Consider the following 14914-nt stretch of genomic DNA (forward strand, 5'->3'; position numbering starts at 1 on the left):
CTTAATCGTCCGTATAAACATATCCCACTGGCTTGCCGTTTCTGGTTGGGCATCTCCCGAGTAGGTGAAACGGATTAGATTCTGGATCGATAGCGGTCCACTATGGATGCCACGACGGCCAGGATAATGAGCCCGAACGCAAGGTACAGCGGGAGCCGGGTTACAGGGACGATCAGCGCCCCCGCCATAGCTGTGCCAGCTGAGCCGGCAGTGATTTTCAGGGCGCCAATCCAGACGAACACCTGACCTCGCGCAGCCGGCGGCGCGTATTCGCTGCGGGCCGCCAGCGTGGCGGCGAAAAAGTAGGAATTCAGTACGCCGGCACAAGCAAAGGCTGCAACCGCCGTCGGGAATGTTCCGGCCAGGGCTGTACCACACAAGGCAATCCCTACGGCGGCAGCAAGCCAGGTCATCAGCGGATCGGCGTCGGTTCTCAGTGGCCGGATCATGACGCCCGCTGATCCCAAGAGCCCACCGAGCCCGTAGGCGGCCGTCAGAATCCCGGCGGCGGCCGGGGCCACACCGAGCTCCCCCGTGGATGCCACCGCGGTGATCGGTAGAGCAGCCACGGACAGGGCCACAACAACAGTCATGTAGAGGGTTCGTCGCAGCGGGCCGTTGGAAATCATCATCAGAAGTGTCCGGCCGGGCCGGGGAACTTCAGCGGCAACCGTAGCCGGAGGCATGTAGGGCAAAAGCCTAACGACGGCGGCGGCCAGGAAAGTTGCCCCCGCAAGGATCAGTGCTGCAGTGGCGGGGTTGGCCCACGCGGAGACGGCCGCCACCAAGGACGGTCCGATCGTCCCGCTGATGCCGTACGTGGCCACATCCCACCCCTGGGCACGCCTTTGGCTGCTCCTCTCCGGTCCGGCGATTGCTGCCAATCTGCTGCTGATGCCTCCCGTGAGGAGGGGACCGACCAGACCGGAGACGATGAGAAGGAGGCCGGGGACAATAGGCGGAGTTACGGGGAATAGGAGAACTGCGGCCGCGAGTGTTGCTCCGTGGACAATACAAGCCCACGCAATTACTGTCCTGCCGTCCTTGGCGGTATCGAGGCTGCGCGCTATGAGAGGCCCGAAGAGATGCGGCGCCGTAATGCAGGCACCCAGGAGGCCTGCCACCCAGCCGGATGCACCACTGGTGGTTGCCAACAGAACTATCGCGACAACTGCGCCGCCATCGGCACTACGCGCCAAGGTGGCAGCCAGGACATAGCGTGCCAGGCCACCCGGGGCGCCTGGCTGGTTACTCCCACGGAACTGGTTCTTCCCGGCGGTGCGGCTATTCCCTGTCAGGTCAACTGCCACTCTCCGGGCACTCATCTCCTGTGTGGGCGAAGATTCGACCTGTTCCAACTGCTAAGCCTCCACACCACATTGCCGGATGGCCAACGCCACCTTCTCCCGCCCCTCGGCATCTAAGCCGCGGAGCGGCAGCAGCAAAGCCGAAGAAGGCACGACGCCCAGATCCTCAGCCAAAGCTGTGGTGACGCGCAGACTTCCATAGGTGCGGAACAGGGACCAGATGGGTTCCAGTTCCGCCGATGCGGCCAAGGCCAGCTCGCTTCGGCCCGCGAGTGCATGGTCAACAATGGCCCTCGCCTGGCGCGGCAACACCCCAGCAATGACGGAGTACCAAACGTTGCATCCGGCGAGCAATGCGTCCGCGGCCACCCAGTCGCCACTGATGCCCAGAGATGTCCTCCCAGGCAATCCGGCCTTGAGCTTGGAGACTCGCGCTGCCACTTGCCCGGGCGGGGGCGGAGGAATCTTGATGGAAGCGATCCCCGGGATCCTGGCAATCCTGGCGTGCAGGTCATCGCTGAAGGTAAAGCCGGTGGTGCCCGGGTTGTCGTAAACCACAATCGGAAGATCGGACTCTGCCGCCACAGTCTCGAAGAGCCCAAAAACCTCTTCCTCGGAGAGCTTCTGGTAGGACACCGGGGCCAGAAGCAACGCGGAAGCACCTGCTGCTTGGGCATCAGCGGCGTACAAGAGCACGTCCCGGGTGCGCACTGCGCCAACTCCGGCGAGAACAGGCACCCCGTCAGCGGCTTCCACTGCGGTTTCAAGCACGGCCCGGCGTTCTTCGCGGGACAGGTAAGCATAATTGCCCGTTGAACCAAGAACTCCCAGCGAGTCCGCACCGGCCTTGGCGGCTCGGCTCACCACCTTGCCAAGGGACTTGTGGTTCACGCTTTCGCCGTCCATGGGAGTGAGGGGAAATGCGCTGAGGCCGTTGAACACTGGCTCCTACTTTCATCGAGCTGCAAGGACGCAGCACTTCTGGTGACTGAAGTCCATGTTCCCAAAGCTCTTGGTCCTACACTAGGTCCAAGAATCAACAAGTCTGGAGGTCCAAATGAGTGAAGCTGAGCTACCGATCGAGCTGGACAGAAACAGCTCCATCTCCCTCGCTGCACAAGTGGCCAGCCAACTGCGTGCCGCCATCCTCAACGGCGTCCTGCGGCCGGAACACGCACTGCCAGCCACCAGACGGCTCGCCACGGAACTCGGCATTTCCCGAGGCGTCGTGGTGCGGGCGTTCGAACAACTCTCCGGCGAGGGGTTCCTTGAGAGCAATGGCGCCGGCGGAACCAAGGTGGCCGTTCGCCCGGACATTAACAGCCGCCCCCCGGAGAAGAGGAAACCATCCAGCACCTCGCCCCCGGCCGACGTCATCGACCTGACACCCGGCCGCCCCTCTGGATCACCGTTTCAGGACAAGCAATGGCGGAGCGCCTGGAAATCGGCCGTAGCAGAACAAGGCCAAGCCCAACTCCCACCGGCCTTGGGAACCACGGCACTGCGTGAAGCAGTTGCTGATCACCTGGCCGTCTCCCGAGGACTCGCCGTCGATCCTCATGACATCATCATCACCGGCGGCACCAGCGACGCGCTGCAACTCGTCGTCGCCATGCTCCGCAACCAAACCACCCAGCCGCGCATCCTGGTTGAGGACCCCGGCTACCCCACTGCACGCCGGGTCATGACAGCAGCAGGCGCCCACATCGAGACAGTCCCCGTGGATGAAAACGGCCTGAAGAGTTCACAGCTGGCCGCGCTCAAGGACATCCCGGATGCAGTTCTGGTGACCCCCAGCCACCAATACCCGTTGGGCGGAAGGATGGCAGTACAGGAAAGGATCGGGCTGCTGAAATGGGCCGAGCAGCACGGCGTCCTTGTGCTGGAGGATGACTACGACAGCGAATTCCGGCACAGCAGAATGCCGCTTCCCGCCGTCGCTTCCCTGCCCAGCCGGGCAGACGTAGTCTTGCTCGGAACGTTCTCCAAAAACCTCAGCCCGTGGCTTCGCTGCGGGTACTTGGTGGTTCGCGGCGACGCCGGCCACCGTTTGAAGGCCACCAGGGAAGCACTGGACACACCAGTGGCCGGCGTACTGCAGTCAGCAATCGCCCACTACATCCAAGCAGGCGGACTTTCCCGGCACATCACCCGCGCCAGGCGCGAATACGCGCACCGCCGCGGCCTCATCATCCACCGCTTGGGTTCCCGGCGCGACCTGGAACTCTCAGCCCTCGACGGCGGACTCCACGCCGTCGTGCGGTTCAACCACCCCGAGGCCGCAGACGTGGCCGCCAAGGCCATGGCACTCGGAGTGCGGGTCATCCCCCTGACCGGATATTACGCAGACCGACCAGCTGAAAATGGTCTCGTTCTCGGCTACGGGGCCGCCACGGACCTGCAGTTGGCCAAAGCCCTGACCATCTTGTCGGGCCTGATCAAACATGTCGGACAAACTGAGGTTCAAGCCGACTCCAGTGACCAAAAGTAGTCCAACACCACCGCTCCCGGGAGCGAGACTATTTTCTGCGACGGTATTCGCGGACCAGAAGCCAGATCAGGTAAGTCCCGCCAATGGAGACGGTGATGATGCCCACTGGCAACTGGATGGAGTTCGCCACTACGTCGGCCGCGGTGAGCAACAATGCGCCCACCAAGGCCGCTGGAATCATTCCAATCCCAGCGGCACCGGTGAGGCGGCGGGCGATCTGCGGCGCGGCGAGGGCTATGAAGGAAATGGGTCCGGCCGCCGCGGTCACCAGTGCGGTCAGGGCGACACCGACCACCACCGCGCCAAGTCGGAGCCTTTCCGTGCGCAGGCCCAGCGCCTTGGCAGCGTCGTCGCCCAGCTCCAGTTGCCGCATGCCCGGTCCCAGGGCCAAGGCTATCGGCACCAGGAGCACCAAGACCGTGAGCATGGGCCAGAACTGGTCAAAGCCCAGCCCATTGAGCGACCCGGATCCCCAGGCGGCTGCGGACATGGCGTCTTCCAACTTGGCCTGCAGCATCAGGTAGGAATTGATCGAGCCGAGCACGGCACTGACGCCGATGCCCATGATGATGAGCCGGAAGCCTTCCACGCCACGGCGGTAGGCCAGCAGGTAGACCAGCGCCGCCGTCACGATCCCCCCGATGAGTGAACCAGCGGCGACCATGTAGTAGCCGGTGCTGCCCACGACGAGCATCACCAGCAGCGCCCCGGTGTAGGAGCCGGCCGCGAATCCAATGATGTCCGGGCTGCCCAGCGGGTTGCGGGTCAGCGACTGAAACAGTGCACCGCTCATCCCCAGCGCCACACCGGAGAAAATGGCGAACAGCAGCCGCGGAAGCCGCCATTCGACCACGAGCATCTGGGTGCGCCTGTCCCCCTGCCCTAGAAGTGCAGACACCACATCGGCCAGAGGTGTGCGGGAAGCGCCTGCGGTCAGCGTGTACACGCCAATGAGCAACGCCAGCAACACAATGATGAGGCCGACGACGAGTGCCCGGCGATCGAATCTCAGTGAGATAGGCGGGCGGGAGAAACGCAGCAACCATTGCGGGCGGCCGTTCCCCAGCGGTGCACGCCCGACGCGTTGTGCTTGTTCGTGCGTCACAGTCCGCTCACTTTCTTGCGCCGCGCCAACAGGATCAGGATGGGGGCCCCGACGACGGCGGTCACCAACCCCACTCGCAACTCACCGCTGGGCAGGATGATCCGGGCAAGGATGTCAGCCACCAGCAGCAGGATCGGTGCGATCACCAACGTGTAGGCCATGATCCACCGTTGGTCCGGACCAACAATCCAGCGAACCATGTGCGGCACCATCAATCCGATGAATCCAATGGGGCCGGCCAGCGCCGTCGCCCCTCCGGCCAGCACAGTGACTGCCACCACCACAACAACCCGGGTGCCCACGATGCTGACGCCCAGGGACTTGCCCAGGTCATCGCCCATGGCCAAGGCATTGAGCGGCCTCGACACGAGCAGGGCCAGGGTGACTCCAACGAAAATGAGCGGAGCGATCGCGGCAACAACCTCCAGGTCCCGGCCGCCAATGGATCCGGCACCCCAGTAACGCATGTTGTCGAATGCCTGCGGGTTCTTCAGGCTGATGCCCGAGGCGACCCCGCCCAGAACGGCGCTCAGAGCCACGCCGGCAAGGGTCATCTGGACTGGGTTGGCAACGCCGGTCCCCACCGATCCGATCAGGTACACCAGCACCGTCACCACGGCTGCCCCGGCCAGGGCGAACCAGACGTAGCCCCTGGCATCCGTGAATCCCAGGACTCCTACGGCGATCGTCACAAAGAAGCCCGCTCCGGCGTTGACGCCCAAGATGCCGGGGTCGGCCAGAGGGTTTCGGCTGAAGGCTTGAATGAGGGCGCCGGCAAGCCCCAACGCCGGACCCACCACGAGCCCCACCACGGTGCGCGGGACCCGCAGTTCCCAGATGATGAGGGCCTCGGTGGAGCCGCCCGGATTCAACAAGGCAGACATCACGGTGCTCACGGTCAGGTCGCGGGCACCAACCATGATGCTCGCTACGGTGACCATGACCAACAGGGCGACGGCGGCCATGAGGCCGACCGTCCGGAAGGTGCGGGTGCGCACGGTCCCACTGGGCAATGTCTTGTGCGGTATGGTCTTGCGGGGTGGTGGCGGCGCACTTCCACTGACCAGCGCAGTTGTGCTGCTCACTGCTTGGATCCTGTTCGCTGCATGGGTTACTTGAGCTTGCCGGTGGCGTCCGATAGCCGCTCAACGAAGTTGTCCAGGCCCCACGGAATACTCAGAGGGCTCGGTGAGGACAAGGACATTGTTTGCGCATGGTCGCTGGTGACCACCACGGATCCCCGGTCAACCGGGGCCCAGTTGGCGAAGATGCTGCTGGATGTCAGCGCCTTCTTCCACTCCGCGTCGTCTTCAACATTTGTCACGAAAAGCGCCGGTTTCAAGTCCGACATTTCTTCCAGGCTCACGTTAAAACTGGACGATTGGCCGCTGGCTTTGGCAAGTTCCGGAATTCCCGGGGCCAGGACCAGTCCCAGTTGCTCCAGGAGTTGCACCCGGGTGTCGGCGGGTCCGTTGAACAGCACGGTGCCATCGTCTGCGGGCACCGTTCCATAAGCGAACGTCACGCCCTGGAACTCAGGGTGGGCCTTTGCAGCGCTTGCGATGGTGTTGTTCAGGGAGGTTTGTAGCTTTCCGGCGCGTTCCGGCACGCCGAGGGCTTGTCCCACGAGCTCGATGTTGTCCTCGAGCGGTGTGGCCCATGGCGTTTCCGGATAGGCGACGGTGGGGGCGATCGAACTCAGCCGGGTGTAGTCCTCGGCAGTGATCCCGGAGTAGGTTGCCAGAATCACATCGGGAGCGGTGTCCAACAGTTCTTCGAAATCAATCTCGCCGCGTTCCAGGCTCGGCAACGCAAGGGGCAGCTGGCCATCCAGTTCCTTGACGCCGTCGCGGAACCACGGGAAGTACCCGCCGTCGTCCGCTCCGTAGCTGTTCTTGCCCACTGCCACGGGAACACGTCCCAGGGCCACCACAATGTCCGGCGTGGTCCAGCCGATGACGGCGATGCGTTGGGGCTCCTGGTCAAGGGTCACCTCGCCCAGGGCATGTTTGATGGTGACGGGATATGCCCCGGCCTCGGCCTGACCCGCCGTGGCTGCGGTGGCGACTTTTCCGGCGTCGTCGGTGCCTGGGGCACAGGCGCACAGCGCAAGGGCTGCAATGAGGGCGACGGCGGCAAGAGTCTTTTTCTTGGCGCGGCGGGCGCGCCTGGTCAGGGTGCTCATGACTTTCCGATGATGTCGGTGAGCTGCGGAACCAGAACGTCCATGCCCCACGGGATGCCGAGCACGCTGACGCGCTGCGTCGCGGACGACAGCGCTTTGTCGGTGAGCCACAGGTCTTTGCCGCCCGAAATGACGGACCACTTCGAGAACAGCGGGTTCTTCAGGGAGTAGTCCACTTCGGACTGTTCACTGGCCCAACCAATGAAGATGTCGGCGTCCACCGTGTCCAGCTTTTCCAGGCTCACACCGAAACTGAACGAGTCGGCGTCGGACTTGGCCGCCCCGGCAACCACATCCGGTGCCACAGTCAGGCCAAGGTCACTGATGAACTTCACGCGGGGGTCGGCCGGACCATAGATGGCGGCCTCGGTTTCGCCTTCGCGCAAGTAGGTGCCGTAGAGGAAGCTCACGCCCTTAAACTCCGGATGGCTGGTCTTGACCTTCTCCACCGCGGCCTCGGTTTCGGTGACCAGTTCCGACGCGCGGGCCGGCCGCCCAAGTGCCTGGCCAATGCTGATGGTCATTTGTTGCCATGAGCTCGGCTGCCACGGCTTGTTGTCGTAGGGCACGGTGGGCGCAATCTCGCTGAGCCGGGCGTAGTCCTCCTGGGAGAAACCCGAGTACGGGGCCAGGATAATGTCCGGGTCCTCGTCCAGGATCACTTCAAAGTTCAGGTCGCCGCTCTCGGAATAGAACTCCTTGGTCTCGGGTGCCGCCTCGATCAGCTTGTCCACGGCCTGGCGCGTCCACGGGAAATACCCCTGCTCGTCGCCACCCCACGTCTGCTTCGAGATGGAGGTCGGCACTACGCCCAGGGCAAGTGCGGTGTCGGCCGATTCCGAGTCCATGACCAGCACCCGTTTCGGCTCTTCTTTGATGGTGGTCTCGCCGAGGGCATGCTTGATGGTGACAGGGAAGGCGCCGTCTTCAGCCTGGCTGGCTGCGGTTGTGGTGCCTGTTGAACCGGCATCGCTGCTGCCTTGGGAGCAGCCGCTGACCGTCAGAACCGCGAGGAGGGCGAAGGCGGCAAGGCCCCTCTTCCTGAAGGGCGTGGCCATAGGGGGATGGAGAGTGCTGGACATGTTGATCCTGTGTTCGAAGTGTTTGCTGTGCGGCACGGCCCGTGAAGTTAGGACAGGTTTACCTAACATCCAAGCCTAGGTTGCCTCACCTCGGCTGTGTGGACAGCGTGTATCGCTTTTCGGACACGGTGGCTGCGCAAGCGGTGAGCCTAGCCCCGGGCCAGCAGCTCTCCCGGGGTATGGCCAACCACCTTGCGGAAGGCGGCGACGAAAGCGCTGGTGGTACCGTAGCCGACCCTTCGTCCCGCGGCCTCCACGCTCATGCCTTGTGCCAGCAATCCGCGGGCCGAGCGCATTCGGACAAGCCGGCGCCAGTGCACAAAGCTCATGGCCACATCGGCTCCGAAGGTCCGCGTGATGGTTCTCGAACTCAGGTTGAGCCTGCGCGCCCACTGCTCCAGCGAACGGTCGTCGGCCGGATCTTTGAGGACGGCGTCCACCAGCTCCCGGATCCTTGGATCGGACGGGATTGGCACCGAGATGTTGCTGCTCTCGGCTGGCTCGAGCATGTCGATGCACACCTGCTGGGCCCGCAGCCGTTCCTCCGCGGGCATTCCCGTGTTGGCCAGATGGACCAGCAGCTGCTGCACCGCCGCATTGACCTTTACGGCGAGGGTGTTTTTCCAGCCGCGGGTCCACGCCTCCGGCGAGAAGAGGGTCACGCGCGCGGCGACGCCGCCGCCCATGTGGCCCTCGTGCACCACACCACGGGGAATCCACAGACCGGTTCCGGGCAGTACACTCCACACCCGCCCATCCACCAGGATGGTCACTACTCCCTTTGAGGACCAGATCAGCTCGTGCTCCTCGTGGTGGTGCGGGGGCCAGTGATACGGCTCTTCCTGCTCCATCATTCCCGTCGTGAGCAGGAACGGATCCGGCACCGTCCGGGGGCTGGCCACTACGGGCGCGGGGCGCTTAGCCCCCTGCTCATTCTTCCCGGGCCCGGCGGCAGGGGCGGGGGCAAGCACTGATGACACAACACAACCTTCCAAAAACTATTGTTAGGCTAACCTTACTTCATGCGTGTGCGACGGCTCTCGCGCACCCCTCACACTGCACTTAAGGACGAATAGTGGCCATCCCCTGCGCACCGGCACGTGTAATTCACGTAACCCGCCTGTCCCCTCACATGATTCGTATCAATCTCGAAGCCGTGGGTGATTGGCGCTGGCATGTCAACGGCATTGGCGACGAACGCGTCGACATCGCCATTCCCCGCCCCGGAGAGACAATCGCCGCACTCGAGACGTTCAACTTGCCGGAGTACGGCCCCGGGTGGACAGGCGAGGAGCCGCCGTGGCGGCATTACACGATTCGGTCCGTGCACGACGGCGGGCTGCGTTTCGATATCGATTTTGCAATCCACGGCCACGGAATCGCGTCAACCTGGGCGGAACGGGCTGAGCCCGGGCATGTCATTGGCATCTTCAATGAGGGCGAAAGCCGCTCCTACTACGAGCCGCCCGCCGACGCCGAGGTGCAGGTCCTGGTCGCTGACGCAACGGGGCTTCCAGGCCTCGGGCGCATCGTTGAGGGGCTGCGAAACGGGATCCGCGCCACGGTGATCGCGGAGGTTGCGGACGAAGCTGACATCCTGAACTTCACCACAGCCGCGGATGTCCACTACCGCTGGCTGGTCGGCACGGGCAACGGTCTAGGCGACAGTTCGCTGCCAGGTGCGGTGGCCGAGCTTGAAGAGCCCGACGCCCCCTGGTACGCCTGGGTTGCGTGCGAGGCCTCCGCCAGCCGGGCCATACGCCGTGAGTTGCGCCAACGGCTCGGCTCACCCCGCAACCGGCACCATGCGATCGGCTACTGGTCCCGGGACAAAGCCGGCGACCGCCCGGCTGACGTGGACTGAATTCAGAGGGGCGGTCGCGGGGAGGCAAGCCACGCAATTGCCCTGAACCCGATGCGGTTGCTGAAGATCAAGCGTCTGTCTCACATGCGGGAACAGCCACTCCCGCCAGTCCGTGCCCGTACGTGTACAGAGGATCTCGAGTGCCGGCTGGTTCATCGCTGTGGGCCTCCAGGACGGCTTGAGTAGATCGAGGCAATTCAAAGGGAAGGCGGCCTTCGGGGTTTACCTCGCCAGTCAGCACCCGCACCAGAGCTTCGTCGGAGACTCCGAACGTGGCCAAGAGAGCCGCACAGTGTGGTTCCAGCGGCGTGAGTATCGCCGGACGGTCGAGGTTGATCACAAGGACCACGGGTGCTTTCGAGGCGAGTTCTTCAATATGCGCAACGGTGGCGGCATCGAACTCAAGGCTCCCGGCGTGGAACATCGCCTCAAGGAACAGAGCATTGCGTGGCTCGTAAGGGGCATCGAGACGGACAATCGCGACGTCGGCACCGTCCGGAGTAGGTGCAATGAGAGCAGAATCAGCGAGGGATCCAGAGGATATACCTTCCACATAGACCCGCGTCGAGGAGCTCAGAGGCAGGATACCCGATGCACTTTTGAGGGCCACCACGGAGCGGCTTTGTGCTTTGAGGCCCTCCTCCCGGAATTCAGGGTTGCCTACAATGGCCACCGCTGCTTCCTCGTCCACATAGCGGTTCTCGAAGAGTCCAAGCTCAAATTTGACCTTCAACAACCGCCGTACTGATTCGTCGATGCGCTCGGTTGGGATTCGGCCTGCATTCACCAGGGCCACCAGGATCTCGGGGCAGGCCTCTCCCCCAAACTGGTCGCAGCCGGCTTCAATGACCTTGACCATGCGGTCTTCAATGGAAAGGTGCTCCACACCCCAGGCCCTGGCGGGCAGATTCATGCCGAACACTTCCGAGTCGTGCAGGAGCCCCCAGTCCGTGCACACCACACCGTCGTAGCCGAGCTCCCTGCGCAGCAGTCCGGTGATGATTTGGCGGTTGAACCCGAATCCCACTTCCTCGATGGCCTCCCCGTTTCGCTCGAGTCCCACGGGCATTCCGTAGTACGGCATGATGGCGCTGGTTCCGGCGCTGATGGCGTCGCGGAAGGGCAAGAGGTGGTCCTCGAATTTGCCGCCCGGGTAGACCTGTTCGCGTCCGTAAGGGAAGTGGGGGTCTTCCCCGTCCTTCTGGGGTCCACCGCCTGGGAAATGCTTGGTCATGCACGCGACGCTCTGGTCGCTTATGGCATGACCTTGAAAACCTTCAAGGTAGGCCGCGGCCAGCTGTCCTGTGAGCTCGGGATCCTGGCCGAAGCCGCTGTACTGCCGTGCCCACCGCGGTTCGGTGGCGAGGTCCACGGTGGGGTGCAGGGCTGCGCGCAGTCCAACGGCGAGGTACTCCTGGCGTGCAGTGTCAGCGAAGCGCCGAACCGTTTCGGGATCCCGGAGTGCGGCCATACCAATGGGCTCAGGCCATGCGGAGAAAAAGCCGGCCGCGAAGGACGCGCCCTGGTTCTCAGCGAAGGCATGCCGGGGATCCGTCGAGACTGTGATGGGAATACCCAGTCTCGTCCGGGATGCCAGCTCCTGAATGGCGTTATGCCAGCGGGCCGCCGTCCTCGCATCCGGCAGTTGGTGGACGCTGAAGTGGCTCATGAAGCCCTCGGCAATCAAACCTTGGGTTCCGGAGTCTACGTCCGCCCCACCGAAAGTGATGGCGTGGAACAACTGCCCGGCTTTTTCTTCCAAGGTCATGCGTCCGAGGAGGTCTTCCACCCGCTGGTTCACCGGGAGGGCTGTGTCCAAGTAGGCGGCTTGCGTGCCTGTGTCGCTCATTTGCCTTCTCCTGCCAGGGTGAGCCCGGAGGTACGGAACGTATGCGTGCCTGAGCCTACTTCCTGCCGAGGCATTGACGGCACGTCAATTTCGGCAGCTACGCCATCGGGTACCGTAACGCTGAACTCGTAGTCTCCCCCGTCTTGGAGATGCCACTCGCCGGCCACGGTTCCGTGCGGCGTCACCAAGCTGGTCTTGGCCCAGTCGATTCCGTGCCCGGGCTTGGGTGCATAGAGAACCTTGGCATAGCCGGGCTCAAGTGGCCTGATGCCGCCCACCACTTTGTGCAGCCAATCCACAACGGCGCCCAGCGCATAGTGATTGAAGCTGGTCATTTCGCCTTGATTGATTGATCCGTCCGGCAGCATTGAGTCCCAACGTTCCCAGACAGTGGTCGCCCCCATGGTTACCGGGTAGAGCCAGGAAGGGCATTGCTCCTCCAGCAGGAGGCGATACGCATCCTCAAGGTGTCCCGATTCGGAGAGCGCCCACGTGATGAAGGGAGTCCCGGCGAAACCGGTGGACACCCGGTATCCGTTGCGCGAGACGAGTTCAGCGAGGCGGTTCCCCGCAAACGTTCGTTCATCACCGCCGTCGAGCACGTCAAAGGCGATGGCCAGCGCGTAGACGGTGGTGCAGTCGCTGAGGATGGTACCGTCCGAACCAACGTAGTGAGTGTTGAAGGCGGAACGAACCCGGTCCGCGAGCGCACTGAAGTGCTTCGCGTCCTCAGTGCGCCCCAGGATCGACGCTGTTTCCGACGTGATCCGGGCAGTGCGGTAGAGGCAGGCGGTGGCGACCACACCTTTATCCGCTTTGGAGTTCCACGGCTGATCCGGTGCGGCGTCGGGATCCAGCCAGTCGCCGAACTGGAAACCTTGGTCCCACAGGCCGGTCTCGGAGAGCAAACCCTCAACCCGTCGGGTGTGGGCAGTAATTGACTCGTATTGGCGGCTGAGCACGTCCTTATCTCCGTAGGCTTCCCACAGCGCCCAGGGAACCCAAACGGCGGCTTCACTCCATAGGGCCGTGGATTCGGGTGCCGGGAATTCCTTGGGGTGTTCCTCGTACTTGAGGATGTCCGGCACGGTAAACGGGACCATCCCGTCGGCGGCTTTCTGCTCGGCCGCAAGGTCCAGGAGCCAGTCCTGCAGGAAGTCCTTGACGTCGTAAAGGTAAGCAGCGGTGGGCGCGAACACCGCGATGTCACCAGTCCAGCCAAGCCGCTCGTTGCGTTGCGGGCAATCCGTGGGCAGGTCCAGGAAGTTGCCCTTCAAGCCCCAAACGATATTCCGGTGCAGCTGGTTCACCAGTGGATTGGAGCACTCGAACGTGCCGGTCCGCTCAAGCGCGGAATGTACGACGACGGCCTCCAGAGAATCCGCTGTCAGCTCACCCGGCCAGCCGCTCACCTCGGCGTAACGGAAGCCGTGGAAGGTGAACGTTGGCTCAAAAAAGTCCTGCCCACCGGAAAGAATGATGCTGTCCGTGGCTTGGGCCGTACGCAGTGGACGGACACCAAGTTCACCGTCCTCGAGCACTTCGGCATGCCGCACAGTGACGGTCTCACCGCGTTTGCCATGCACCGTAAACCGGAGCCATCCAACCAGGTTCTGCCCAAAGTCCACGAGTGTCTTCCCGCTGGGGGACGTGAAAATATCCACGGGCTTGAGGGCTTCGGTCCGAACCACAGGCGGGCTGATCGGCTCAGTCAGGCGCGCAGTGTCAAACTCCAGAGCATGGACCCCACCCCAGGACTTCGTGTCAAAACCGTGCTTGGTCCAGGTGTCCGCGGTGAGCCTGGCGTCAATGGTCTGCCCGTTGTAAAGGTCGTTGGCAAGGGTGGCTGAGGGGCCGGACTGCCAGGACGTATCACTGCTAACGGTCTGGATGAAGCCATCGGCGTACTCGATGTCCAGCTGGCCGAAGAAGCCCAATTCAGATCCGTAAAATGCTGAGTTGCCGTTCCAGGACAAGTTGCCCCGGTACCAGCCGTTGCCAAGGGCGGCGCCGATGACATTGACGGGCTCCAGCAAGTGGGTGACGTCGTAGCTGCGGTAGCGAAGCCGCCACTCGTAGGAGCTCCAGCCCGGGCTCAAGACATCTTCGCTGACCGGACGGCCATTGATGGAGGCCTCGAAAACGCCGAAGGACGTGGCGCGAAGGATCGCCTTGACCGGTATGCCGTGGCCGCCTGCCAAGGCGAATTCCTTCCGCAGCAGCGGCGCTCCATTGAAGTCCTCGTTGGGCGCAATCATCGTCGCGGACCACGGGAGTAGTGCTGTCATGAGCTTCTTTCTCTAATGAGTGAGGAGTAGGTGGCCGGCAGGACCGGCGGGCGACGACGTCAGTCCCCGAGCCCGCGGCCGTCAGTGGTGACTGACCGCGAAAGCCGGTCAAGGTAGTTGAAGACAGTGCTGTGCAACGACGTGTTCGTTTTATCCAGGGCCCACTGGATGGTGAATCCATCCACGACTGCCAGGATTTCAGCGGCGATCTGACGCACATCCGTGCCTTCTCGAAGGGTTCCAGCAGTGATCATCGGCGCCATAAAACCGGAACTTGCGTCGACGATGCTTTTGTATCTCCGCTGGAAGTACTCGTGGGCGGGATGTTCTTCGTTGGACGATTCAGCTGCCAGCACGCTGAACATTTGAGTCAGTCCTGGCTGGCTTTCGTTGAATGCCGTTTGGGCAGCCACTTGTCCGAAGTACCTGACCGGATCATTGCCGAAGTCTTCCGCGTAGAAGGCGCTGAATGCCCGCTGGTCACGCAGTTCAAGAACTGCTGAGAGGAGTTCTTCCTTGCTGCTGAAATGGTGCATGAGACCGGCCTTGGTCAGCCCCACATCGGCAGCGATCTTTGGCATGGAAGAGTTGAAGTAACCCCACTGGGCAAAGTGCTCTATAGCCGATTCAAGGATGGCCTGGCGCCGCGCATCCGCTGCCTTGTACGGACCAGTCCGGCGAACGCGCTTGGGGCGCTCTGTGGACTTCTGGCTTACCTCGGTTTGCATCGTCATAACTTAGCC

Annotated in this window: 12 protein-coding genes; 2 read left to right on the forward strand and 10 right to left on the reverse strand. The window is 63.0% G+C overall.

The window, feature by feature from the left end:
- Positions 1 to 74: 74 nt before the first annotated feature.
- Both CQ020_RS17015 and CQ020_RS17020 read right to left on the reverse strand, forming a co-directional pair.
- Positions 75 to 1325, reverse strand: coding sequence for an MFS transporter (locus CQ020_RS17015; RefSeq protein ID WP_258141984.1), 1251 nt, complete (start codon positions 1323 to 1325; stop codon positions 75 to 77).
- Positions 1326 to 1361: 36 nt separating this feature from the next.
- On the reverse strand, positions 1362 to 2249 hold the full coding sequence (locus CQ020_RS17020; protein WP_105692930.1) for a dihydrodipicolinate synthase family protein: 888 nt from the start codon (positions 2247 to 2249) through the stop codon (positions 1362 to 1364).
- A 115-nt stretch (positions 2250 to 2364) separates the two neighbouring features.
- Here CQ020_RS17020 and CQ020_RS17025 point away from each other — a divergent pair, with 115 nt between their 5' ends.
- Positions 2365 to 3798, forward strand: coding sequence for a PLP-dependent aminotransferase family protein (locus CQ020_RS17025; RefSeq protein WP_105692931.1), 1434 nt, complete (start codon positions 2365 to 2367; stop codon positions 3796 to 3798).
- 28 nt (positions 3799 to 3826) lie between these two features.
- Here CQ020_RS17025 and CQ020_RS17030 read toward each other — a convergent pair whose 3' ends face one another.
- The 5 genes from CQ020_RS17030 to CQ020_RS17050 all read right to left on the reverse strand — a co-directional run bounded on the left by CQ020_RS17030 (position 3827) and on the right by CQ020_RS17050 (position 9150).
- The gene (locus tag CQ020_RS17030) at positions 3827 to 4903 is read right to left on the reverse strand and encodes an iron chelate uptake ABC transporter family permease subunit (RefSeq protein WP_219844484.1); all 1077 of its coding nucleotides are present in this window, start codon (positions 4901 to 4903) and stop codon (positions 3827 to 3829) included.
- Complete coding sequence (locus tag CQ020_RS17035; protein ID WP_219844485.1) at positions 4900 to 5988, reverse strand: iron chelate uptake ABC transporter family permease subunit; 1089 nt, start codon at positions 5986 to 5988, stop codon at positions 4900 to 4902. The genes CQ020_RS17030 and CQ020_RS17035 overlap by 4 nt, the downstream gene beginning before the upstream one ends.
- Before the next feature lie 26 nt (positions 5989 to 6014).
- Positions 6015 to 7088, reverse strand: a complete 1074-nt coding sequence (locus CQ020_RS17040; protein ID WP_105692932.1) for an ABC transporter substrate-binding protein — start codon at positions 7086 to 7088, stop codon at positions 6015 to 6017.
- Positions 7085 to 8170 carry an ABC transporter substrate-binding protein gene (locus tag CQ020_RS17045; RefSeq protein ID WP_219844486.1) on the reverse strand — a complete coding sequence of 362 codons (1086 nt, stop codon included), beginning with the start codon at positions 8168 to 8170 and terminating at the stop codon, positions 7085 to 7087. The genes CQ020_RS17040 and CQ020_RS17045 overlap by 4 nt, the downstream gene beginning before the upstream one ends.
- Before the next feature lie 149 nt (positions 8171 to 8319).
- Entirely contained in the window at positions 8320 to 9150 is an 831-nt protein-coding gene (locus CQ020_RS17050) for an AraC family transcriptional regulator (RefSeq protein WP_219844487.1), read from the reverse strand.
- 95 nt (positions 9151 to 9245) lie between these two features.
- On the opposite strand from CQ020_RS17050, the gene CQ020_RS17055 reads away from it, so the two are divergent.
- A complete protein-coding gene (locus CQ020_RS17055; RefSeq protein WP_105692934.1) occupies positions 9246 to 10034 on the forward strand; it encodes a siderophore-interacting protein in 789 nt (262 codons plus the stop codon).
- A 67-nt stretch (positions 10035 to 10101) separates the two neighbouring features.
- Here CQ020_RS17055 and CQ020_RS17060 read toward each other — a convergent pair whose 3' ends face one another.
- The 3 genes from CQ020_RS17060 to CQ020_RS17070 are packed head-to-tail and all read right to left on the reverse strand — an operon-like array spanning position 10102 to position 14905.
- Positions 10102 to 11883, reverse strand: a complete 1782-nt coding sequence (locus CQ020_RS17060) for a glycoside hydrolase family 3 N-terminal domain-containing protein (RefSeq protein WP_105692935.1) — start codon at positions 11881 to 11883, stop codon at positions 10102 to 10104.
- Positions 11880 to 14171: an alpha-L-rhamnosidase gene (locus tag CQ020_RS17065; RefSeq protein ID WP_105692936.1), complete on the reverse strand. Its 2292-nt coding sequence runs from the start codon at positions 14169 to 14171 to the stop codon at positions 11880 to 11882. The genes CQ020_RS17060 and CQ020_RS17065 overlap by 4 nt, the downstream gene beginning before the upstream one ends.
- Positions 14172 to 14230: 59 nt before the next feature.
- A complete protein-coding gene (locus CQ020_RS17070; RefSeq protein ID WP_105692937.1) occupies positions 14231 to 14905 on the reverse strand; it encodes a TetR/AcrR family transcriptional regulator in 675 nt (224 codons plus the stop codon).
- Positions 14906 to 14914: the final 9 nt, after the last annotated feature.

The organism is Arthrobacter sp. MYb23 (genome assembly GCF_002979775.1).
Lineage (GTDB): Bacteria > Actinomycetota > Actinomycetes > Actinomycetales > Micrococcaceae > Arthrobacter.